Genomic DNA, 22,254 nt, shown 5'->3' with positions numbered 1-22,254 from the left:
CGAGAGCCCGGTCCTGTCCGGGGTTCGGCCGTGGCGTCAGCGGTATTCGGGATTGGCGGCGTCCGGATGCACTCCCGCGTCCCAGGCGGTGCGCTGGTTGCCGTATGCCGGAAACCCACCGGCCTGGCGGATCATCGACGCCAGGTGCAGCAGGTTGTACGTCATGAACGCCGTGTTGCGGTTCGTGAAGTCGTTCTCCGGCCCACCAGAACCCTCGTCGAGGTAGGACGGCCCGGGGCCGACCTCGCCGAGCCACCCCGCATCGGCCTGCGGCGGCACCGTGAAACCGATGTGCTGCAAGCTGTACAGGATGCTCATCGCACAGTGCTTCAGGCCGTCCTCGTTGCCGGTGAGCAGACAGCCACCGACCCGCCCGTAATACGCGTACTGGCCCTGCTCGTTGAGGACACCCGAATAGCCGTACAGCCGCTCGATCACCCGACGCGTCACCGAACTGTTGTCACCCAGCCAGATCGGACCCGCGATGACCAGGATGTCGGCCGCCAACACCCGCGCCAGCAACGCCGGCCACTCGTCGCCGTCCCACCCGTGCTCGGTCATGTCGGGTCGTACGCCGGTGGCGATGTCGTGGTCGACCGCGCGGATCTGGTCCACGCTGACCCCGCTCGCCTCCATGATCGCCACACTGCGGTCGACCACCCCCTGGGTGTGGCTACGGCCGGGAGACCGGTTGAGGGTGCAGTTGATGTACATCGCACGCAGCCCGGTGAAGTCGGGCTTCTCGATCGCCGTCGCGGTCATGGGGTCCTTCCGTGTGGTCGGTCGTACCGGCGGACCGTCGCTCGGGTAGGCCCACGTCACGAGTGTCGGAGGCGGCGGCTCGCGCCGGATCGGCCGGTCAATCGGTCGGTCCTGCGCGCGACTCGCCTCATGTGCGTCGCCGGACCGGAGTTCCCCGGGTGGGGCGACGTCCGGAGTTAGACTCGCCGGTCATGGGACTGCTCACCTTCGGACTCAACCTCACGGTGGACGGCTGCGTCGACCACCAGGAGGGGATCGCCGACGACGAGACGCACGCCTTCTTCACTCGTCTCATGGACGAGGCCGGGGCCATGCTGTGGGGCCGCGTCACCTACGAGATGATGGAGAGCGCCTGGCCGGCCGTCGCTCGCGGCGACGAACAGGCGCCGCCGGCCCTGCGTGAGTGGGCGGTCAAGCTGGAGGCCAAACCCAAGTACGTGGTGTCGTCGACGCGCCACCACTTCCCGTGGGCCAACAGCCACCACATCGACGGTGACCTGCGTGAGGGTGTGCAGAAGCTCAAGGACGAGACACCGGCCGGGGTCCTGCTCGGAAGCGGCACGCTGGCGACCGAGCTCGACCGGCTGGACCTGATCGACGAGTACGAGTTGCTCATCCACCCTCGGATCGCCGGCCACGGTCCGACGCTGCACCAGGGCGGGCTGCCCGGCACGCGCCGGCTCGAACTGGTCTCGGCGGAGCCGTTCCGCAACGGTGTGGTGGCCGTGCACTACCGTCGCGCGCGTTGAGTCACCGCGGTCCGTCGCCCCGTTCGCGGCCGTCGACGCGGTCGAGTAGTTCCTGGATCCGTCCGGCCTCGGCGCCCGTGGCGAGGGCGAGCGCGAGCAGGATCCGGCACTTGCCGGGGTTGAGGCCCTGACCGGCGACGATGCCGGCTCGGCGCAGTCGGGGGCTGAGTCGCACCCGGCCCGCAGCGCTGCGGTACGACTGGCACACCACCACCCCAGCCGCTACCGCGCGGACCAGGGCGGCGTGTTCGGCGGGAGTGGGGAATCCGGCACCGGTGCCGGCGCTGACCAGACCGGCCGCGCCGGCGGCGACCGCCGCGTCGACCAGCACCCCGTCGGCGCCGGGATAGGAGACGACCAGATCCACCCGTGGTACGGAGGCGCCCATGACGTCCAGCACCGGCGGGGTGTGTTCCTCCCGGTGGTGGAAGATCACGGTGCCATCGGGGTCGACGAAGCCGAGCGGTCCCAGTTCAGCGCTGCGGAAGGCGTCGGATCCGGCGGTGTTGGCCTTGGTCACCCGACGGGGTGACCAGATCGCCCCGTTCATCGCCACCACCGGTCCCCGCGACGCCGCCTGTGGGCTGGCTGCCACCCGTACCGCGTCGACGAGGTTGAGCGGGCCGTCCCCGCTCAGCGCCGAGAGCGGGCGCATCGCGGCGGTGAGGACCACCGGCTTGCCGGGTGCGAGCACCAACTCCAGCAGGAATGCCAGTTCCTCGAGGGTGTTGGTGCCGTGGGTGATCACGACCCCTGTCACCTCGTCGTCGGCCAGGGCGGTGCGCACGTGTCCGGCGATGCCGAGCATGTCCGGCAGGTCGAGGGCGTGGCTCGGGGCTGCGGGGAGGCTGATCTGCCGTATCTCGGCGATGTCGGCGACCTCCGGCACGGCGGCCACCACCTCGGCCAGCGACAGCCGCTGCGACTCCGTTTCCGCGTAACCGGTCAGGTCCAGACTGCTCGGCGACCAGCCCGTGATCGTGCCGCCGGTGCCGACCAGGGCGACGACCTTCGCTGCGTTCACGTCCGCGCCGGTCGTCTGCGCGCCGACGCGGTGGCTCTCCCGAGCATCGTCGGGGCCACCTCTCCTGGTGATCGGAACTCCGAGCCTGACATTACCCGTATCGTACTTCGTACGATACGGGTAATCAAGAACGGTTGGCGGCGGAACGAGGCGCGGGGCGGAAGGTGTTTCCGCTGGTCAGTTCGCCTGAATCCGACGCAGGAGCCCGTCGAGCAGGCAGTCCAATCCGAACTGGAACTGCTCGTCGCTCGGCAGCGTCGTCACGTCGCCGGCGAGCGACACCAGATTCGGGAACTCCGCCAGGGGCAACGCGGAGTAGAAGTGGGTCCGCTGGCGGCACAACTCCTCGACGTCGGGCAGGTCGGGCTTGCCCCACGGTCGGGGTGCCTGGTAGCTGGCGAAGCCGAGGGTGTAGTGGACGATCAGACCGTACGCCTGGACCGCCTCACGGCCCTCGAACCCGACCTCGCGCAGCCTGCCCACCACCGCCTCCATCGCGCCACGCAGCGAATCCGGGCTGGTGGTCACGCGGGTGGTGAAGAGCCGCACGATGCTGGGATGCTCCCGCATCATCCGGAGGAACGCCGAGGCCAGGCTCTGCACCACCGCCCGCGGTTCCGTCTCCTCTGCCGGCGGCAGGGTGAAGCCACCGAGCACGTGGTCGGCGATGGCGTCGAGTATCTCTTCCTTGTTGCGGAAGTAGCTGTAGAGCGTCATCGCACCGCTGCCGACGTCGGCGGCGAGCCGGCGGATGGTGAGGGCCTCGATGCTCTCCTCGTCCGCGATCCGCGTCGCCGCCTCGATGATGTGCTCGCGGGTGACCGTGCTGCGGGGCAGCGACGTTCTGCTCGTGCGGGAAGCCGGCATCGTCGATCCTCCAAGTGGCCGTGAAGCACTCACCACCGATCCTCGTTGGTGCACCATACCGTACAGCGTTCCTGCGATCGGCCGCGAGGCTGAGGGCGCCTCATCCGATCGTCGTCGGCGTCACCGTCGCAAGAAGCACCGCACGCAGCCGGGCCGCCGACGGCAGCTCGTCCAGGCCGGCACACAGCCCGATCAGCTCCGTCGTGGGGCCCGGCATCGCCGCTCCCACGTTCCGGTGGTACTTCTCGATGATCTCCCGCTCGTCGTCCAGGCTGGGCGCATCGCCCACGTACGCCCGGACGGGCTCCGCGTCGGGCAGATACACCTCCACCCGAGCGCTCCAGCGCGCCGGCAGATCCGCCGTCAGGTCCTCGGCGGGCACCAGCTCGACCGGGGGCGCCGCCGGAGACAGCGCCGCGCGGATGAAGGTGACGTCGCGGGTGCGGCCGGCCACATGGGCCGCGACCGCGACCGTGGCGCTCGCTGCCGCCTCGGCCGGCCCCTGCGGCGACCGGGTGTCGGTGACGAAGCGGCACAACGGGGCCGGTAGGTGCACCTCCACCCGCCGCGCCCTCGCTACCGGCGTGCCCTCGGCCGACAGTCGGTCCAGCGCGGCGAGCGCGGCATGCAACGGCCGGGCGAAGGGGTAGCGCTTGACGGCACAGCCGAGCAGGTGCGGCATGCTGCTCCCGGTCGGCGGCGTCGGTGGCACCGCCGCTCCCGGCAGCCCCCCGTCCAGCAACGCGACGTCCCCACGCAGACCGGCCGCCGCCTGGTAGCCGGCCTCCACGCCGCAGGCCGCCGCCCGACCGCCCGCCAGGTAGTGCCCCTCCCCCAGCGCCCCGCCGCCGATCGGGCCACCGCTGGCGTGCGCGGCCAGCGCCACCGCCTGCCGCCGGCCCGCCTCGTCCAGACCCAGCAACCGGGCGGTGGCCCAGGCCGCCCCGAGCGCGCCGAGCGCGGCGGTGGGCCACCAGCGGTACGCGTACAGTCCCGGGCCGCCGAGCCGCAGCCCCGCCTCGACGACCACCTCGTAGCCGCCGAGCAGCGCATCGGCGAGGTCCCGGCCGGAGCTGCCGACCCGGGCGGCGACGGCCAGCGCCGCCGGTACGACGACCGCCGGTGGCACCACGGCACCGGCCGAGTGGATCGCGTCGAACTCGTCCAGGTGCAGGTAGGTCGACTCCAGCAGGACCGCCGTCCGCAGCGAACGGGGCGAGGCGTCGCCCAGCACGGGCACCGGCCCCGCCTCGTCGACGAGGTCGGCGAAGCGGCGCAGCGGGGCGACGCTGGGATGCGTCACGCCCGCGACCAGACAGCCCAGCGCGTCCAGCAGGTGCAGGCCGACGCGCGTGCGCACGCTCGGGTCGACGGCGTCGACCACCGCGTCGGCGCGGGCGACGAGTGCGGGGACGAGCGAGCCGCTCATGCCGACCGTTCTCTGGCGGACAGGTTGTCCGCGAAGGACTCCATCAGCTCGTACGGCAGGTCGTAGGAGCCGACGTGCTGGAGGAAGACGTTCGTCGCTCCCGCCGCCGCGACCTCGTCGATCCGGGCGGCGATCTGTGCGGTGGTGCCGAAGAGGCAGAACGCCTGGGCGAAACGCACCGCCATCTCGTCGGTGATCCACTGACCGCAGACCCGGACCGCCTCGGCCCAGTCCTCGGCGTGCACAGTGTCCGGGTAGAGCCCCGGCACGACCGGCGGCACCTGCACGTCGATCCCGGCCAGGGCCAGCGCGGCGGCGCCGCCCTTCTGCGCGATCCCCGCGCAGATCGGCTTGAGCATCCGGGCGTCGGCCTCGACGTCGTCGGTGACGTGGCAGTACGCCGACACCACGATCTCCAGGTCCGCCAGGGACCTGCCGCTGGCCTCTGCGCCCTCCCGGACCCGGCCGAGACCTGCGGTGAGGGTCGCCGGGGAGACCCCGGAGAGCAGGATCACCCCGTCGGCGATCTCACCGGCCAGCCGCAGGTTCTTCGGTCCGCTCGCCGCGACGAAGACCGGCAGCTCGGCGTCCGGGTCGCGCAGCCGCGAGCGCACCGGGCCGAAGTCGACCTCCGCGCCGCCGAGCAGGTCGCGGACCTGCCCCAGCCGCTCCCGCAGGTTGGCCTGGGTGGTGGAGCGCAGCCCGACCGGCTCCACCGCGCTGTTGCCCACTCCGACGCCGAGCACGAAACGGCCCGGCGCCGCCTCGGCCACGGTCCGTGCCCCTGAGGCGACCACCGACGGATGCCGGGTCTCCACGTTGGTCACCGCCGTGCCGAGGCGCAGCCGCTCGGTGCGCAGCGCCATCGCGGTCAGGGTGGCGAAGACGTCTCGCCAGAGCAGTTGGGAGTCCGGCACCCAGACCTCGTCGAAGCCGAGTTCCTCGGCGCGCTGTGCCGCCCGGGCCAGTTGGTCGACCGGGCGGCAGGCCGGCAGCCGGATGCCGATCCGGACGCTCACGCCGCTCTCGACAGGTGCGCGATGTTCAGCTCGTCGAAGCGTTCGCTGTGCTCGTGCTGCGGCCAGTGGCCGCACTTCGGGAAGATCTCCAGTGTGGAGCCGGGGATGCTCTTGTGCATGCGGTTGGCCTCGGGGATCTCACCGAACGGGTTCTCCGCGCCCCAGACGATCAGGGTGGGCGCCTGGATCCGGCCCATCTGCTCCTCGGTGAGCAGGTCCGGCTGGCGGTTCTCGATCTCCTGCAACGCCAGCAGGTTGTCGATCGCCGCGACGAACTCGGGACGGTGGTAGATCGCGTGGCGGATCTCCACCAGTTCCTCGCTGACGTCCTTGGCGGGCTCGTACATCAGCAGGTGCAGGCGCTTCCTGGTCAGGTCGATGTCGTCGCTGGTGACCGCGGCGCGGGTGCTGGTCTTGATCCGCTCCATCACGGTCGGGTTGGCGACGGTGCCGCCGGGGGCGACCAGCGTCAGGTGACGAACCCGGTCGGGGTGGTCGGCCGCGAGCCGTCCGCCGACCCAGCCGCCCAGCGACTCGCCGACGATGTGGAAGCGGTCCAGACCCTCGGCATCCGCGTAGTCCAGCACGTGCCGGACGTACCGCTCGATGCGGTAGGGCTCCGCCACGGTGTCGGTGTAGCCGTGGCCCAGCATGTCGATCGCGTGGCAGGCGAAGCGCGCGGCGTGCGCCGGCAGGTTGCGGACGAACGCTTCAAGGTGCCCGCTGGTGCCGTGCAGGAAGATCACGGGGTCGCCCGAACCCGCCTGTAGCGTCCGGGTGCGGACCCCGTTGGCGTCGACGAAGCGGAGCTGGAACTCCAGCTCGGTCAGGTCGGTCCAGATGCTCATGGATACCTCGATTCGGGAGTCTGTCTACGGTCAGGAGGCGGGACGCAGCGAGGCGACGGCCATGCCGGTCAGCCACTGCGCGATCGGCGCGTACGCGTGGGTGGTGCTCTGGGCCGGGCCGACCGCGGCGGCCATGGCCACCCACGAACGGATCTCCTGGGCGCCGTTGCCGGCCTCCTCGTCGACCTGCTCGGCGGAGAGCCCGACGAACTCGCTGAGGTCGCCGGTTTCCAACGCCGCCAGGAACCGCCTGTCGAATTCGGGGTTGATGTCCGCCTCGGCGGCCCGGATGATCTGGCGTCGGCGGACCTCGTACTCCTGCCAGGAGTTGCGGCCCTCCAGCCATGCCTCGACCAGGAAGCGGTCGTCGTCGGAGAGCGTCTCGTACCACTTGGGCCAGGGCAGCCGGTGGGACAGGCCACCCGAGGCGATGACCGCGACCCGTTTGTCCCGCCCGTCTGCGCGGATCGCCCGCCCGATCGCCGCGCCGAGCGCATGGCAGCGGCGCAACGACGGCAGCGGCGGGGCGAACATGTTCACCACCACCGGCACGATGGGCACGTCCAACGACGGCACCAGGTGCTGGTAGCTGTGGGTGATCCCGTGGTCGACCTGCATTCGCAGCGAGAAGGCGGGATCGAAGTCCTCGCTCAGGGTGTCGACCAGGTGCCGGGCCAGCTCGGGGTCGGCGGGCAGCCGCCCCTCGGGGGTCTTCGCCTCTCCGGCGCCGAGCACCTCCCCCACCCCGACCGTGATCGCCGGCATCAGGTCCAGGAACATGCCCCGGAAGTGGTTCGAGCCGATGATGACCACGGTGTCCGGGCGGGCCTGTGCGAGTTCGTCGCGGGCTGCCGCGAGGCCCGCCCGGAAGTCGATCGCGCCGGGTTCGTCCGCGACCTCGTCCCAGTGGGTGTTCATCAGGGTGCTGTGCGAGGCGCCGACACCGAGGACGATCGAGCTCATGGCAGCTTCTCCAGCTCTGCGCGGTCGCGGGTGCAGGTGGTCACGATCGCGTGGATCAGGGTGCGGGTGAGTCGCTCCATCTCCCGTACGTCCACGACGTTCATGCCCATCGGGAAGTCGACCGGCAGCGGGGCGCCCGCGCCGGCCCGGTTCATGCCGATCCGCGCGGTCGGTAGCCCCCGGGCGCGCAGGATGTTCGCGTCGGTCGCGCCGCTGCTGGCCAGGATCGGCTCGTGCGGCCGGCCCTCGCTCTCCGCCCAGGCGGCCTTTGCCGCCCGGACGATCCAGTTCTCCTCGGGGGTCGCCGTGGCCGGGATCGACAACGTCATCTCCGAGCTGGCGTCGAGTCCGGGGTTGGCCGCGACGATCCCGGCGAGCGCCGCCTCGAACTCCCGCTTGACGGACATCGGGTCCTGGTCCGGGCCGAGCCGCAGGTCGACCCGGAGTCGACACTGGGCGGGCGAGATGGCGGCGGTGCGTGGCCAGCCGCCCTCGATGGAGCCGATGTGGCCCTGCGGCGCGACCAGACCCCGGGTGTGCGACTCGGCGTACGCCACGAAGAAGCGCTCCAGGCCCTGGGCCACGATGCCGGCGTCGACGATGGCGTTGCGGTACGGCACCCGGTGCCGGCTACCGACATAGCCGTACGTGCCGCGCACCGTGACCTCGAACCAGCAGAGCCCGACCTCCTCCCAGTGCACGGCCCAGCCGGGCTTGGCGATCAGGGCGTAGTCCGCCCAGACGCCCTGTTCCAGCAGGAACGAGCAGCCGTTGCCCTGACCGGCGTTGTAGCGCGTCGCCCCGGGGCGACGGTTGGTGGGCATGCCGCCCGCGCCGAGGCCGACGATCGCGTCCCCGCGCAGCGGCACCCCGGCCCTGCGGACGGCGTCGACAGCGGCGATCAGGCACGCGCCGTGTCCCTTGGGGTTGCTCGCACCGAGGCCGAGCACGTAGTCGCCCTCGATCGACGCCTCGGCCCGCATGTCGCGCCGCAGTTCGTCGCCGATCCAGGGCAGGTCCTCCTGCTCGGTGCCGACGGTGAGGGTGTCGATCGGGGCGTACAGCAGCAGGTCGGCGCCGGTCCCGTCGCCGCGCAGGCGGCCTACGGCGTTGCCCTGCTCCTCGTCGATCGGCTGGTATCGGCCGTCCAGACCGCGGGTGGTCAACTCCTGGGCGAGCCACCGTGCCAGCGGTGCCTCCTGCCCGGTGGGGCTCGGGATGCTCGTCATCCCGGCGATCAGGTCGCGCAGCTCGGCCCGGTCGATCTGGTCCCGGGCGGCGGTGATCCACTCCCGCTCCTGGGGGGTCGTGCTCACGTCGGTGCTCCTCGCGGTCGCGGACACCTCACACCCTCCGGTTCGTCCGGACGGTCGTGCCCGTGGTGCGGATCAGCACGGTGTCCAGCCACCGGCGTACCGGCGGGATGGTCAGGGCCGCGACGGCCAGCACCGGAACGGACAGCAACACTTTGCGCATGGGTCCTCCTCCACTGGGTGTACTGCGGGACGTCCGCTGGTTCGCCGGTCGGCGACGCGGGTCAGTCGGCGAGGCGGGTCAGTCGGCGTCCAGGAAGGCGCGGGCCACGGCCGTGTAGGCCGCCGGCCGCTCCTGCTGCGGGTGGTGTCGGCTGCGACCGAGCACGTGGACGTCGGCGCGGGGCAGCGCCGACGCGAGGCGCAGCGCGTACGCCGGGTCGGCGAAGGGGTCGTGCGAGCCCCAGAGCAGCAGCACCGGCGCCGCCACCTGTGGGAGGTGTCGGGTGAGGTCCTCGGGGGCGCCGCGTCGGCTGGCGTCGGTGGCGATGGCCCGGCACTCCGGCCGGATGCTCGCCGCGTACCGGTCGCGCACGGTCTGCGCCGGCGCTCCCGCGCGATCGAACCACTCGTACCTGCCGATCAGGTCCGCCATCTTCGCCAACGACGGTCCGTCGCCGCCGAAGTAGGTGTCCCGGATCGCCGGTCCGGAGACACCGGTGCCGGTCGGGTTCGGGATCGGCACGCTGCCGGTGAGTACGATCCGCCCCACCCGCTCGGGTGCCAGGGCGGCCAGCCGCAACGCGACCGAGCCGCCGAAGGACTGGCAGACCAGATCAACGGTGGGCAGTTCGAGCGCGTCGAGGGCCGCGAGCAGATGCCGGGCGTGCCAACTGAAGACCGGATCGGTCACCACGGGCACGTCAGAGGCCCCGAACTGCGGCAGGTCGAGCATGATCAGTCGGCGCCCGGCGGCGAGCCGATCCGCGACCGGGCCGAAGTCGTTCCACGCCGAGCATCCGGGACCGCCGCCGTGCAGCACCACGGTGGGTCGGCCGGTGCCCAGTTCGCGGTAGTGCAACGCCACTCCGGCGGCGTCGACCCGCAGTGCCTCAGCAGCCATTCGGCGGTGCCTTGTGCGGCTGCGGCGTGGGCGCCGCCTTCTCGATCATTCGCCGCCAGCCGGTGATCGACAGGTCGGGCCGGTAGAGCTTCTCCGGCGGGGCGTCCATGACGTCGACCATCCACGCGTCCTGCGCGGTGAACTGCCCGTGGAACAGCCATCGGATCGCGGCCAGGTACTTCGCCTTGAAGAGCAGGCCCTTGGGTCCGTCCTCGAACCGCACCATGATCTGCACGTAGCGGACCCGGTCGGCGTCCACCGGCACGTACCACTCGTAGTGGATGAAGTCCGGGTACGCCACCCGCAGCAGCCCGGGCAGCCGGATCGAGACGAAGCCGGGGAGATTCAGGCCGGCGATCACGGGGTTGACGTTCTTGCCCTTGCCCGGTGCGTCGGGCAGCGGCATCCGCTTCCACCAGCGCTTGTTGGTGAAGGTGCCCAGGCCCGGGAAGTGCGCGTCCCAGTGCACCTCGTCCTGCACCCGGATCAGCCAGGGGCCGTGCTCCTCCACCCGGGTCTTGTTCCAGGCCGGCATCACCTTGAACAGCCGCCAGAGCGCGGTGTTGTGCAGGTACTTCGCGTGCCCCTCGTCGAAGCCGTTCTCGGCGGCGAAGCGCCAGTTGCCCTCGCGGATGTCGTACTTGCCGCCCAGCACGTGGTCGTTGTCGAGCAGCTCCGCCGGGATGTCCTGCTCGATCGGGTGCGGCTCGTCGTCGCCGACGAAGACCCAGACCAGTCCGAGGCGCTGTGCCGTCGGGTAGGTCTTGACCGACACCCGGCCGCAGATCGGCGACTCCGGGCCGTCGGTGAGGACGGCGGCGAGCTTGCCGTTGGTGACGTCGAAGGTCCAGCCGTGGTAGGGGCAGCTGACCGTGCCGGGGAACTGACGCCGGCCGAGGGAGAGCGGCACGCCGCGGTGCGGGCACCGGTCGTGCAGGGCGTGCACGACGTCGCCCTTGCGGACCAGCACGATCTTCTCGCCCAGCAGCGTCACCGCGTGCGGCTTGTCGCCGATCTCGCGCTCCCACACCACGGGGTACCAGTAGTTGCGGAAGCCCAGCGTGGCCGCGTCGTAGGTGGGCCACTGCGACCAGTCCTGGCCGGGCTGGGGTCGGTTCGCGCGACCGGCGGTGGGGCGGGACGGCGCGCTCTCGTCCTTGGGCTGAACAGTCATGACCCGTCCTCTCGGCTGGCGTTTCGCCGGACTACGCATGTCCGGTACATAGTACGGTCTAGTGCACGGGAGTCAAGAGATCCCCAGGTCACGCGTCCACGACCAGACGTTCACCGGAAGCCCGGGAGACGCAGAGCATGATGGTGCGGCCCGCCGCCCGCTCCTCGTCGGTGAGCAGTGAGTCGCGGTGGTCCGGGACGCCGTCGAGGACCTTCACCTCGCAGGTGCCGCAGATGCCCTCCCGGCACGCGCTGGGAATGGAGACCTGCACCGCGTCCAGCGCATCCACCGCGCTCTCGTCCGCCCCCACCGTCACGGTGACGCCGGAGGCCGCGCAGACCAGCTCGAAGGGGCGGTCCTCCCCCTCGACGACGACCTCCCGGGCCCGGAACCGCTCCAGGTGCAGCGTCCCGCCGGGCCATCCGGCGCAACGCTCCTCGACGGCGTCGAGCAACCTCTCGGGCCCGCAGCAGTAGACGACGGTGCCCGGCCGGAGATCGCCGAGCAGCTCGGCGAGGTTCAACAGGCCCGCCTCGTCCTCGGGCACCACATGGACGCGGTCGCCGTGGTGGTCCAGTTCGTCGAGGAAGGCCAGGGTGCGCCGCGACCGGCCACCGTAGACGAGCCGCCAGTCGGCGCCGTCGGCCTGCGCCTGCGCCACCATCGGCAGCAGCGGCGTCACGCCGATGCCGCCCGCGATGAAGAGGTACCGCTGCGCCGGTTCCAGCGCGAACCGGTTGCGGGGGCCACGCACCCGGACCAGGTCGCCGGGGCGCAGCGACTCGTGGACATACCGCGAGCCGCCCCGACTGGCCGGCTCGTTCAGCACGGCCACCCGGTAGCGGCGCCGGTCCGCCGGGTCGCCACAGAGGGAGTACTGCCGCGTCGCGGCGGGCAGCAGCAGGTCGATGTGGGCGCCCGGCGCCCAGGCCGGCAGCTCGCCGCCGTCGGGGTCCTCGAGGACCACCGAGATCACGCAGTCGGACTCCCACCGCATGGTCCGGACCAGCAGCTCCCACTCCGGTTCCGACACCGTCATGGCTGCTCTCCCTCCGCATCGCCGGTGCCGGAGGCGGCGGTCGACGCCGCTGCCAGGTCCAGCGCGACGTCCACGATCATGTCTTCCTGCCCGCCGACCAGCCCTCGTCGGCCGACCTCGACGAGGATGGACCGGGTGTCCAGCCCGTAGCGCTCGGCCGCCGCCTCCGCGTGCCGCAGGAAGCTGGAGTACACCCCGGCGTAGCCGAGCGTCAGGGTCTCGCGGTCCACCCGCACCGGTCGCTCCTGCGTGGGCCGGACCAGGTCGTCCGCCGCGTCCATCAGCGGGAAGAGCTGGCAGTCGTGCTGCCAGCCGAGCAGATCGGCGACGGCGATGAACGCCTCCAGCGGGCAGTTGCCGGCGCCGGCGCCCTGGCCCGCCAACGAGGCGTCCACCCGCGACGCGCCGTTCTCCACCGCGACGACCGAGTTCGCCACCCCCAGCCCGAGGTTGTGGTGCGCGTGGATGCCGATCTCCGTCTCGGGGCGCAGCGCGTCGCGGTAGGCCCGCACCCGGTCGCGGACGCCGTCCATGGTCAGCCGGCCGCCGGAGTCGGTCACGTAGACGCAGTGCGCTCCGTACGACTCCATCAGCGTGGCCTGTCGGGCCAGTTCCGCCGGCTCGGCCAGATGCGACATCATCAGGAAGCCGGAGACGTCCATCCCCAGTTCACGGGCGTGCGTGATGTGCTGTGCGGAGATGTCGGCCTCGGTGCAGTGGGTGGCGACGCGCACGGAGGTCACGCCGAGGTCGTGGGCGCGGCGCAGATCGTGCAGCGTGCCGATGCCCGGCAGCAGCAACGCGGTGAGCTTCGCGTCGCGCACCACCGTGGCGGCCTGGCTGATCCACTCCCAGTCGGTGTGGGCGCCGAGTCCGTAGGTGAGGCTGCTGCCCGCCAGCCCGTCGCCGTGGGTGACCTCGATGGCGGCGACGCCGGCCGCGTCGAGGGCGGCCGCGATCGAGGTCACCTGGGCGATCGAGTAACGGTGCCGAACGGCGTGCATGCCGTCGCGCAGCGTCACGTCCTGGACGTAGACCCGGGGCCCGCTCATGCCTGTGCCTCCCGTCGCGCCATCCGCTCGGCGACGCGCAGCGCGGCGGACGTCATGATGTCCAGGTTCCCGGCGTACGCGGGCAGATAGTGGGCGGCCCCCTCCACCTCGAGGAAGACCTGCACCACCCAGCAGTCGTGCCCGCCGGGGGCGTCGGTGAGCGCGTCGACCGGTTCCCCCTGCGCTACCCGCCGGAACTGGACCTGCTGTTTGAGCCGGTATCCCGGCACGTACTCCTGGACCCGGGCGACCATCTCGGCGACCGAGGCGGCCACCTCGGCCTGGTCGCAGTCGTCGACCAGGCACAGCACGGTGTCGCGCATGATCAGCGGCGGCTCGGCCGGGTTCAGGACGATGATCGCCTTGCCCCGGGTGGCCCCACCGACCACCTCCAGGCCCCGGGCGGTCGTCTCGGTGAACTCGTCGATGTTGGCCCGGGTGCCCGGCCCCGCCGACCGGGAGGCGATCGAGGCCACGATCTCGGCGTAGCGGACCGGTGTCACCGCGGAGATCGCGGCGACGATGGGAATGGTCGCCTGGCCACCGCAGGTCACCATGTTCACGTTCGGCGACTGCAGATGCTCGTCGAGGTTGACCGTCGGCACCACGTAGGGCCCGATCGCCGCCGGCGTCAGGTCGACGACCTGCTTGCCGTGGCGGCGAAGTACCGCGTCGTGGTGGGCGTGCGCGCCCGCCGAGGTCGCGTCGAAGACGATCTCGATGTCGGCGAAGCCCGGCATCGCGACGAGCCCCTCGACGCCCTGCGCGGTGGTCGGCACGCCGAGCCGCCCGGCGCGGGCCAACCCGTCGGAGGCGGGGTCGATGCCGACCATGGCGCCCATCTCCAGCGTCTCGGAGAGCCGGAGCACCTTGATCATCAGGTCGGTGCCGATGTTTCCGGAGCCGATCACGGCCACCTTCGTCGTGCTGCTCACTGGCCCTCCTCGCCGAACGTCGCGCGCACCGTGCCGAGGCCGCCGATCGTGGCCGCGTACCGCGCCCCCGGGGTCACCGGGACCATCGGGCCGAGCGCCCCGCTGAGCACCAGCTCGCCGCCGCGCAGCGGATCACCCAGGCGCTGGGCGGTGTTGGCGAGCCAGACCACCGCGTTGACCGGATCGCCCAGACAGGCCGCGCCGGCGCCGGCGGAGACCTCCACGCCGTCGCGGTCGAGCCGCATCGGCGCCGCCGGCAGGTCGATCGCGCCCGGCGACACCGGCCTGGTGCCGAGCACGAACAGGCCGCTGGAGGCGTTGTCGGCGACGGTGTCCACGATGGTGATGTCCCAGGCCGCCACCCGGCTGTCCACCACCTCCAGGGCCGGGAGCACGAATTCCGTGGCCCGCAGCACGTCCAGCGCGGTGACGGGACGGTCCGGCAGGTCCACCGCGAGGACGAACGCCACCTCGGCCTCGATCTTCGGCTGGAGCAGCCGCGTCGCCGCGATCGGCTCGTCCTGACCCACCGCCATGCTGTCGAACAACGTGCCGAAGTCGGGCTGGTCGACGCCGAGCTGCCGCTGCACCGCGACCGAGGTCAGGCCGATCTTTCGGCCGACCCGTCGCGCGCCGGCGGCCTGGGCACGTGCGACGTTGAGCCGCTGCACCGCGTAGGCGCCGTCGACGTCACCCGGGGCGAACAGATCCCGCACGGGCGCGCACGGTCGGCCGGTGCGCACCGCCTCGTGCAGGCGCTCAGCGGCCTCCGTGAGCTGCTGCTCGGTCACGTCATGCTCCTGCCGATCGGGGGGCGTTGGCCTGTGTCGGCCACGTCGAAGCTTTGTACCGTACATAGTACGACGGGTCAAGGGTTCACCGTTCGGCACGGTCGAGGAACGCGAGCACCTCTCGGGCGAAGGCCTCGGGACGCTGCTCGGGCAGGGCGACCCCGCCATCGGCCAGCACCACGCTGCGGCAGGCGAGCAGCCGGGACAGGATCGGCACGTCCGGCAGCGAGTAGTGGTCGTCCGCACCGCAGAGCACGAGCGTGCGCGCGCGGACGAGCGGCAGCCGGTCCTCCATCCGGTACTCGTTCACCCGCACGTGCCCCTCCTCGACCCGGTCGGCGACCTCCAACGCGTCGGCCACGAAGCGGGTCAGGAAGCGCTCCTCGCCGGGTGAGTAGAAGCCCCGGCGGCGGGACCACAGCTCGGTCAGGTGGGTGCCGTCGGCACGCGGCTCGACGTGGTCGATCGGCGGCTGGGCCCGGACCCGGCGGCGACGTGCCTCGTCCACGTAGGGCATGCCGCAGAGCACCAGCGCGGAAACCCGCTCGGCGGCCCGCGCGGCGACCTCGACCGCCACCACCGCGCCGGTGTGGTTGCCGACGAGGGTCACGGACGGCAGGTCGAGTGCGTCGAGGAGGGCCTCGACCCCGTCGGCGAAGAGCCCGATCGACCACGGGTCAGCCACCCGCGCCGACTGGCCGAACCCGATGGTGTCCATCGCCATCGCGCGGGTGCGCCGACCCACCAGGGGCAGCACCCCGGCGTACTCGTGCCAGGATCGCGGAGTCTGGTGCAGGAAGAGGACCGGCGGGCCCGCGCCGCACTCGACCAGGTGCACCTGCCCGAGAGCGGTGTCGACATACCGACGGCGGGCGCTCAATCGAACTCCCCCGCCAACAGCGCGCCGTATCCCGGTGGCCGCTCGGTCACGCCGCAGATCCGTAGGCAGTGCCAGAGCAGGGCCTGGTTGCTGGCGATCACCGGTCGGCCGAAGTCCTCCTCGATCGCGGCCAGCACCGGCGCCAGCCGGATTCCGGCGCAGCTGATCAACAGCCCGTCCGCGGCACTGCCGGCCAGACCGGCGGCGAGGTCCCGCCAGACCTGCGGGTCGTGCGTCGCCTGCTCCACCGGGGTCGCACAGGGCAGGCTCGCGACGGAGACGACCTCGAGACCGCGGGCGGTGAGCAGCTCGACCTCGGCCGAGGTCACCTCCTCGACGTACGGGGTGAGCAACGCGATCCGACCGATCCCGGCGCGTTCGAGCGCGTCCAGCACCGCCTCGATGGTCGTGGTCGAGGGCAGACCGGTGCTCGCGTGGATGCGGGCGTTCACCGACTCCGGGCCGGCGAGCAGCGTGGCCGCGGTGCAGTTCATCGCGATGAGGTCGACCTCGGCGTCGGCCAGCAGCCGGCTGTGCGCCTCCAGGTCGGCCAGGAGCGCATGATCGTCGGCCAGGCTCGAACGACGGAACGGCATCCGCGTGGTCACCAGTTGCACCCCGTCGGGGGCCATCAACTGCAACTCGTAGTCGCAGAGGCCACCGGACGGATAGAGATGTCCGATCCGCGCCGCCGTGCCGAATCCCAGACTCATCCCACCACCTCCGTGTCTCGCCGAAGGCCGCCACCGAACCGGCGCCGGCTCGTACAACGTACGGTAGGTTGTCCGGAACGACCAGGGATTGCCGCCCGCAGTTACTTCGCGTGAGCACCTTCATCTTCAGAAAAGGGTGCACGCCCGGCGAAAGGCCAACGATAGGACGACCCGACCTCTCGATCGAGCTGGTGGGAGACCCTGGAAGTCACGATCACGTATCCACCCCTTGACCGGGTGACATCGAACGGTACATAGTACGGCAAGCGTGTGGCCGGCACGGAGCGTGATGTCCTCAGTGATGCAGGCCGCCGAAGTTCCCCGTAGTTGCCGAACCCCGTATCACCGATCCGTCCCGCGGTGTCTCGACCATTTGGGAGTGCCAGATGAAGTGGAAAACCTCTGCCGTGACGGCGACGGTGGCAGTTCTTCTCCTACCTTCCGTGGCGGCCTGCGGGAGCGATGACTCCGCCGCCGCGAACGGCTCCTACCGGGTGGGCCTGTCGGACCCGGTGTCGTCACAACCGCTCGACCGCGCCTGGGGGCAGGCCACGATCGCGGCGGGCAAGCACGCCGGCATCGACGTGACCGTGCTCGACGCCGCCCTCGACGCCAACAAGCAGGTCTCCGACATCGACCAGTTCGTCGCCCAGCAGATGGACGGCGTGATCGTCTTCCCGCTCGCCCCGAACGCGGTCGACCCCGCCCTCGAACGTGCCCGCACCGCCGGGATCAAGGTGCTGGGCGCCTCCGCGATCATCTCCGAGAACGAGCCGACCGAACCGGTCGCGCCCTACGACGCCGCCTTCAACCAGAACTCCGACGTCGGCGGCGCCCGGCTGCTCGCCGACCATGTGGCCGAGCGGCTCGACGGCAAGGGCCGCGTGCTCGGTATCGGCATCGGCGCTCCCGTTCCCTCGATCAAGTTCATGGTCGAGAACTACGAGAAGTACGTGACCGAGGACCGGCCGGGCATCGAGTGGCTCGGCACCGTCGACAACGCCACCGACGACCAGGCCGGCGGGGAGCGGGCCGCCACCGAGGCGATCGCCCGGTTCCGGGGCGAGATCGACGCGGTGATGGCCTACAACACGGCGAGCGCGATCGGCGCCGCGGTGGCGCTCAAGCGGGCCGGCATCAACGGTGTCGTGATCGTCGGGCAGAACGGCGACCCGGAGGGTGCCCGCGCGGTGCAGCAGGGGCAGATCGACGCGATCGTCGACCTCGTTCCCTGGCGTCAGGGCCTCGTCGGGGTCGAGATCATGCGGCGGCTCCTCGCGGGCGAGACGGTCAAGCCGGTCACCTACCTGCAGCCGGAGCTCTACACCCAGGAGACCATCGGCGAGCGCCTGGACTGGGACGAGGCGATCAGGCAGATCGAAAGTGGCGAGCTGACCTGCGCCAACGGGGGATGCCCGGACCACCTGCGCTGACCGGCCGGCACCGAGCAGGGAGAGCGATGACTACTACCGAGGAGTTGACCTGGCTGGACGCCCACAGCCAGGCGGCCCTGGTCCACGCGGGCCGGCTCACGCCCGGTGACCTGGTGCGGGCGGCGGTCGCGCGGATCGAACGGATGGATCCGACGGTCAACGCCGTGATCCACCGCCGCTTCGCCGCCGCGGTCGCCGAGGCCGACGCCCTGGCCGGGCGCTCGGACCTGCCCTTCCCCGGAGTGCCCATGCTGCTCAAGGACCTCGGCTGCACGATGGCCGGCGAGCCGGACCAGCAGGGTTCGGTGGTCCTGCGCGACGCCGACCACCGGGCCACCCGGGACGCCCACGCCACCCGCCGGTTGCGGGCCGCCGGTTTCGTCGTACTCGGCCGGACCGCCGTCCCCGAGTTCGGCCTGGCGGGCAGCACGGAGAGTGCCGCGCACGGCGCGACCCGCAACCCGTGGGCCCTCGACCGGGTCGCCGGGGGCTCCTCCGGTGGCGCCGCCGCGGCGGTGGCGGCGGGCATGGTCCCCCTCGCCCAGGGCAGCGACGGCGGCGGGTCGATCCGCAACCCGGCGGCCTACTGCGGGCTGGTCGGGCTCAAGCCCAGCCGGGGCCGGGTCAGTTCCGGCCCGGACACCCCGGACGCCCTGGTCGGTCACGCGACGTTCGGGGTGCTCACCCGGTCGGTGCGCGACACGGCCGCGCTGCTCGACCTGCTCCAGGGCTACGAGCCGGGCGATCCGGCGGTCGCGCCTGCACCGTCGAGCAGCTACACCGAGGCGATCACCCGGCCCGCCGCCGGGCTCACCATCGGGATCCTCGACGCCGACCGGCTGCCGCCGGAGTTCGTCGAGCCCGCCAACCGCGACGCCGTACGGGAGTGCGGCGAGTTGCTCGGCCAGCTCGGGCACACCGTGCGGACCTCACACCCCGAGGCGCTGTTCGACCCGGACTACCACGAACGGTTCGTGGACGCGTTGAGCCCTGCGGTCAGCCTCCTCGCCGAGCTGATCCCGACGATGGTCGGTCGCCCGGTCGACGAGAGCGAGCACGGCCTGATCTCGCGTTTCTGGATCGAGCGGGGGCGGGCCCTCGACGCCACCAGTCACCGGCGGGTGATGGCCTGGATGGACCGGTACCGCGAGCGGATGCTGGCCTGGTGGCGGGAACACGACGTGCTGGTCACACCGGTGTCGCCGTGGCCGCCACCGCCGCTGGGCTGGTTCGACGGGCCGGCCGGGGTCCGGCGGTCCATCGAGTTCCTCCGGTTCGTTCCCCAGTTCAACAGCACCGGCCAGCCCGCCGTGGCGGTGCCGCTGTTCGAACGCGACGGCCTGCCACTCGGCGTGCAACTCGTCGCCGACTACGGCCGCGAGGACCTGCTGCTCCAGCTCGCCGCGCAGCTGGAGGACGCCCGCCCGTGGGCCGGTCGGCATCCGGTCGGGCTGGCCGGCACGACGGCCCGGCCCGGAGCGGGGGTACGGGAATGAGCGCTCCGCTGCTGCAACTGACCGGAATCCACAAGAGGTTCGGCCCGGTGGCCGCGCTCTCCGGGGTGGATTTCGAGGTGCGCCCGGGTGAGGTGCACGGGCTGGTCGGGGAGAACGGTTCGGGCAAGTCGACCCTGATGAAGATCGCCTACGGTGAGCTGCAACCCTCCGCCGGGGAGATCCGCGTCGACGGTGAGACGGTCACCCTGCGTACCCCGCAGGACGCCGCCCGGCACGGCGTCGTGGCGGTCGCGCAGGAGGTTCCGCTGGTCGACAGCCTCAGCGTCGGCGAGAACATCGTCCTCGGACGGTGGCCCCGGGCCGGCACGGTCGTCAGCCGGCGACGGATGCGGGAACAGGCCGCACAGGTCCTCGACCAGCTCCAGTCGACCCTCGATCCCGAGACACCGGTGTCGGCGCTGGCCCCCAACGACCGTCAGGTGGTGGCCATCGCCCGCGCGTTGGCCACCCAGGCCAGGGTGATCGTGCTGGACGAACCGACCAGCTCGCTGACCGAGGACCGGGCCCAGGCCCTGTTCGACATCGTGCGACGCCTGCGGGACCAGGGCCTGGGGCTGATCTTCATCTCGCAGCGGCTCCCCGACCTGAGTCAGGTCGCGGACCGGATCACCGCGCTGCGCGACGGACAGGTGGTCGGCACGCTGCCCGTGGCGGAGGCGACCGAGGACCGGATCACCCGACTGATCGTCGGGCGTTCCCTGGACGACTACTTCCACCGTTCCCGTCGGCGCAGTCCGGGGGAACCGGTCCTGGAGGTCTCCGGGCTCGCGGCGGGTGGCCGGGCCGAGACCGTGTCCTTCACCGTCCGGGCCGGCGAGGTGCTCGGGCTGGCCGGGCTGGTGGGTTCCGGGCGTACGGAGGTGTTGCGCGCGGTGTTCGGTGCCGACCGGCCCACCGAGGGCCGGATCCAGGTCAACGGCCGGCAACTGCGCGCCGGTTCGCCCAGAGCGGCGATCCGTTCCGGCGTCGCCTTCGTCACCGGCGACCGCAAGGGCGAGGGCCTGGTGTTGAGCCGCAGCGTGGCGCAGAACATCACCCTCGCCCGGGGGCGGCTCTCGCTGCGGCCGATCTCCGGGCGCGGCGAGGCCGCCACGGTCACGAAGCTGATCGAGCGGATGCGGATCCGGCCACCGGACCCCGACCGGTTGGCCGGCGAGCTCTCCGGCGGCAACCAGCAGAAGGTGGTGTTCGCCAAGTGGATCGCGCTGGGCCCCCGGCTTCTGCTGCTGGACGAGCCCACGCGGGGCATCGACGTGGGTGCCAAGTCGGAAATCTACGGCCTGATCGACGAATTGGCCGCCGCCGGGGTGGCGGTGGTGCTCAGCAGTTCTGAGAACTCCGAACTGATCGGTGTCTGCGACCGGGTGCTGGTGCTTTTCGACGGGCGCGTCGTGGCCGAGCGCGAGTGCGACGGACTGGAAGAGGTGGAGGTGGCCCACTATGCGGCCGGTGGACATGAGCAGTGACACTGCGATCGCGGCACAACCGGCCGACGGTGGCCCCACCGGTGGCAACGGCCGGCGAGACTGGGCCGGCCGGGCCGTCGTGGGCCACGTCTACCAGAGCGTCAAGGGGTACGGGGGCGCCCTCGGTGGCCTGCTGATCCTGCTCGTCTATCTGATCAGCACCCAACCGTTCTTCCTGACGAAGGCGAACATCCTCAACGTCCTGGCGACCAACAGTCCCTTGATGCTGGTGGCGGTCGGGCTCACCTTCGTCATCCTCAGCGCGGGCTTCGACCTGTCGGTCGGGTCGGTGATGGCCGCGACCGGGGTCACGGTCTACTTCGTGTTGGATGCCGGGGCACCGGCGCCGGTGGCGCTCGTCGCCGGGCTCGCGACCGGGGCGCTGCTCGGCGCCGGGCTCAACGGCCTGCTCATCGGGGGTTTCCGCCTCAACTTCTTCGTGGTGACCCTCGGCACGATGACGTTGATCAGCGGGCTCGTCCAGGTCTCCACCAACGGCAGTACGTACTCGATCGACTCCCCCGGCATCTTCTACGCCATCGGCAACGGAAGTGTCCTCGGCGTACCGGCGCCGATCTGGATCGCCCTGGGCGCGGTGCTGCTGGCCGGCGCCGTGCTGCGCTTCACCCCGTTCGGCCGGGCCGTCTACGCCGTCGGCGGTAACCGCGAGGCCGCCAGACTCGCCGGCATCAACGTCACGGCGGTGCTGATCTCCGTCTACACCATCGCGTCGCTGACCGCGGCGCTGGCCGGCCTGGTGATGGCGAGCCGCCTCTCGGCTGCCTCACCTACCGCGGGTTCCACCATCGCCCTGACCGCCGGCGCGGCCGTCCTGCTCGGCGGAACGAGCTTCTTCGGCGGTATCGGCGGTATCAGCGGCACGGTGGTCGGGGTGTTGCTGATCGCGGTCCTGCAGAACGGACTCGGTCTCATGGGAGTCTCCTCGTTCTGGCAGGGCGTGGTGACCGGCACGGTCCTCATCGCAGCCGTGGCACTCGACCGGCTGCAGAGCCGGGGACGAACCTGACACCGCCACACGCCCTGGCACCGTAGCCCGCACCACCGGTTCTCCACACCAGCGGCGCTGGCGGGTGAGTTCCCACCCGCCAGCCCAGCACCAGAAGAGCTGTCCGCCCGTGCGCGTCGTCGGGTCGGCGCACGGGCGCGGGATGCGTCGGAGGCCGTGCGGTGCGTACAGTTCCTGGTCGGACGTGGGG

At 71.6% G+C, this 22,254-nt stretch carries 22 protein-coding genes; 5 read left to right on the top strand and 17 right to left on the bottom strand.

Translation table 11 applies throughout. The features are described from left to right. Positions 1-36: 36 nt before the first annotated feature. Positions 37-762 (bottom strand): flavodoxin family protein, encoded by a 726-nt coding sequence (locus tag ABZ738_RS27965; RefSeq protein WP_131055303.1) that lies wholly within the window; start codon positions 760-762, stop codon positions 37-39. 191 nt (positions 763-953) lie between these two features. On the opposite strand from ABZ738_RS27965, the gene ABZ738_RS27960 reads away from it, so the two are divergent. After that, entirely contained in the window at positions 954-1,511 is a 558-nt protein-coding gene (locus ABZ738_RS27960; RefSeq protein WP_131055305.1) for a dihydrofolate reductase family protein, read from the top strand. 1 nt (position 1,512) lies between these two features. Here the strand turns inward: ABZ738_RS27960 and ABZ738_RS27955 are convergent, their stop codons facing one another. The 16 genes from ABZ738_RS27955 to ABZ738_RS27880 all read right to left on the bottom strand — a co-directional run bounded on the left by ABZ738_RS27955 (position 1,513) and on the right by ABZ738_RS27880 (position 16,621). Then, entirely contained in the window at positions 1,513-2,535 is a 1,023-nt protein-coding gene (locus ABZ738_RS27955; protein WP_161595020.1) for an asparaginase domain-containing protein, read from the bottom strand. A gap of 177 nt (positions 2,536-2,712) precedes the next feature. After that, the gene (locus ABZ738_RS27950; protein WP_131055310.1) at positions 2,713-3,402 is read right to left on the bottom strand and encodes a TetR/AcrR family transcriptional regulator; all 690 of its coding nucleotides are present in this window, start codon (positions 3,400-3,402) and stop codon (positions 2,713-2,715) included. A 100-nt stretch (positions 3,403-3,502) separates the two neighbouring features. After that, positions 3,503-4,831, bottom strand: coding sequence for an MmgE/PrpD family protein (locus ABZ738_RS27945; RefSeq protein ID WP_176093433.1), 1,329 nt, complete (start codon positions 4,829-4,831; stop codon positions 3,503-3,505). Next, positions 4,828-5,850 (bottom strand): LLM class flavin-dependent oxidoreductase, encoded by a 1,023-nt coding sequence (locus tag ABZ738_RS27940; RefSeq protein WP_131051812.1) that lies wholly within the window; start codon positions 5,848-5,850, stop codon positions 4,828-4,830. The genes ABZ738_RS27945 and ABZ738_RS27940 overlap by 4 nt, the downstream gene beginning before the upstream one ends. Then, a complete protein-coding gene (locus ABZ738_RS27935) occupies positions 5,847-6,698 on the bottom strand; it encodes an alpha/beta hydrolase (RefSeq protein WP_131051813.1) in 852 nt (283 codons plus the stop codon). The genes ABZ738_RS27940 and ABZ738_RS27935 overlap by 4 nt, the downstream gene beginning before the upstream one ends. A 30-nt stretch (positions 6,699-6,728) precedes the next feature. Beyond that, a complete protein-coding gene (locus ABZ738_RS27930) occupies positions 6,729-7,661 on the bottom strand; it encodes an MEMO1 family protein (protein WP_176093432.1) in 933 nt (310 codons plus the stop codon). Beyond that, a complete protein-coding gene (locus tag ABZ738_RS27925) occupies positions 7,658-8,977 on the bottom strand; it encodes a peptidase dimerization domain-containing protein (protein WP_201272292.1) in 1,320 nt (439 codons plus the stop codon). Before ABZ738_RS27925 ends, ABZ738_RS27930 begins: the two co-directional genes overlap by 4 nt. A gap of 28 nt (positions 8,978-9,005) precedes the next feature. Next, positions 9,006-9,137, bottom strand: coding sequence for a hypothetical protein (locus ABZ738_RS27920; protein ID WP_255446597.1), 132 nt, complete (start codon positions 9,135-9,137; stop codon positions 9,006-9,008). A 78-nt stretch (positions 9,138-9,215) separates the two neighbouring features. Continuing rightward, on the bottom strand, positions 9,216-10,037 hold the full coding sequence (locus ABZ738_RS27915; protein ID WP_131051815.1) for an alpha/beta hydrolase: 822 nt from the start codon (positions 10,035-10,037) through the stop codon (positions 9,216-9,218). Further along, complete coding sequence (locus tag ABZ738_RS27910; protein WP_131051816.1) at positions 10,027-11,211, bottom strand: aromatic ring-hydroxylating dioxygenase subunit alpha; 1,185 nt, start codon at positions 11,209-11,211, stop codon at positions 10,027-10,029. The genes ABZ738_RS27915 and ABZ738_RS27910 overlap by 11 nt, the downstream gene beginning before the upstream one ends. A gap of 88 nt (positions 11,212-11,299) precedes the next feature. Beyond that, positions 11,300-12,250, bottom strand: coding sequence for a PDR/VanB family oxidoreductase (locus tag ABZ738_RS27905; RefSeq protein ID WP_131051817.1), 951 nt, complete (start codon positions 12,248-12,250; stop codon positions 11,300-11,302). Continuing rightward, positions 12,247-13,302 (bottom strand): 4-hydroxy-2-oxovalerate aldolase, encoded by a 1,056-nt coding sequence (gene dmpG / locus ABZ738_RS27900; protein ID WP_176093429.1) that lies wholly within the window; start codon positions 13,300-13,302, stop codon positions 12,247-12,249. The genes ABZ738_RS27905 and dmpG overlap by 4 nt, the downstream gene beginning before the upstream one ends. Next, the gene (locus ABZ738_RS27895; RefSeq protein WP_131051819.1) at positions 13,299-14,237 is read right to left on the bottom strand and encodes an acetaldehyde dehydrogenase (acetylating); all 939 of its coding nucleotides are present in this window, start codon (positions 14,235-14,237) and stop codon (positions 13,299-13,301) included. The genes dmpG and ABZ738_RS27895 overlap by 4 nt, the downstream gene beginning before the upstream one ends. Next, entirely contained in the window at positions 14,234-15,028 is a 795-nt protein-coding gene (locus ABZ738_RS27890) for a fumarylacetoacetate hydrolase family protein (protein ID WP_131051820.1), read from the bottom strand. The genes ABZ738_RS27895 and ABZ738_RS27890 overlap by 4 nt, the downstream gene beginning before the upstream one ends. Positions 15,029-15,113: 85 nt before the next feature. Beyond that, positions 15,114-15,908 (bottom strand): alpha/beta fold hydrolase, encoded by a 795-nt coding sequence (locus tag ABZ738_RS27885; RefSeq protein ID WP_131051821.1) that lies wholly within the window; start codon positions 15,906-15,908, stop codon positions 15,114-15,116. Next, on the bottom strand, positions 15,905-16,621 hold the full coding sequence (locus ABZ738_RS27880; RefSeq protein WP_357217980.1) for an aspartate/glutamate racemase family protein: 717 nt from the start codon (positions 16,619-16,621) through the stop codon (positions 15,905-15,907). The genes ABZ738_RS27885 and ABZ738_RS27880 overlap by 4 nt, the downstream gene beginning before the upstream one ends. A 443-nt stretch (positions 16,622-17,064) precedes the next feature. On the opposite strand from ABZ738_RS27880, the gene ABZ738_RS27875 reads away from it, so the two are divergent. The 4 genes from ABZ738_RS27875 to ABZ738_RS27860 are packed head-to-tail and all read left to right on the top strand — an operon-like array spanning position 17,065 to position 22,064. After that, complete coding sequence (locus tag ABZ738_RS27875) at positions 17,065-18,054, top strand: sugar ABC transporter substrate-binding protein (RefSeq protein WP_161594907.1); 990 nt, start codon at positions 17,065-17,067, stop codon at positions 18,052-18,054. A gap of 26 nt (positions 18,055-18,080) precedes the next feature. After that, positions 18,081-19,550 (top strand): amidase, encoded by a 1,470-nt coding sequence (locus tag ABZ738_RS27870; RefSeq protein WP_357217975.1) that lies wholly within the window; start codon positions 18,081-18,083, stop codon positions 19,548-19,550. Beyond that, positions 19,547-21,037, top strand: coding sequence for a sugar ABC transporter ATP-binding protein (locus ABZ738_RS27865; RefSeq protein WP_176093423.1), 1,491 nt, complete (start codon positions 19,547-19,549; stop codon positions 21,035-21,037). Before ABZ738_RS27870 ends, ABZ738_RS27865 begins: the two co-directional genes overlap by 4 nt. Then, complete coding sequence (locus ABZ738_RS27860) at positions 21,027-22,064, top strand: ABC transporter permease (RefSeq protein WP_357217971.1); 1,038 nt, start codon at positions 21,027-21,029, stop codon at positions 22,062-22,064. Before ABZ738_RS27865 ends, ABZ738_RS27860 begins: the two co-directional genes overlap by 11 nt. The last annotated feature ends 190 nt before the right edge of the window (positions 22,065-22,254 follow it).

The sequence above is a fragment of the Micromonospora sp. NPDC047793 genome, from assembly GCF_040642635.1.
GTDB lineage: Bacteria > Actinomycetota > Actinomycetes > Mycobacteriales > Micromonosporaceae > Micromonospora.
The sequence above is the reverse complement of the archived record's forward strand: the minus strand, read 5'-3'. Positions and strand labels throughout refer to the sequence as shown.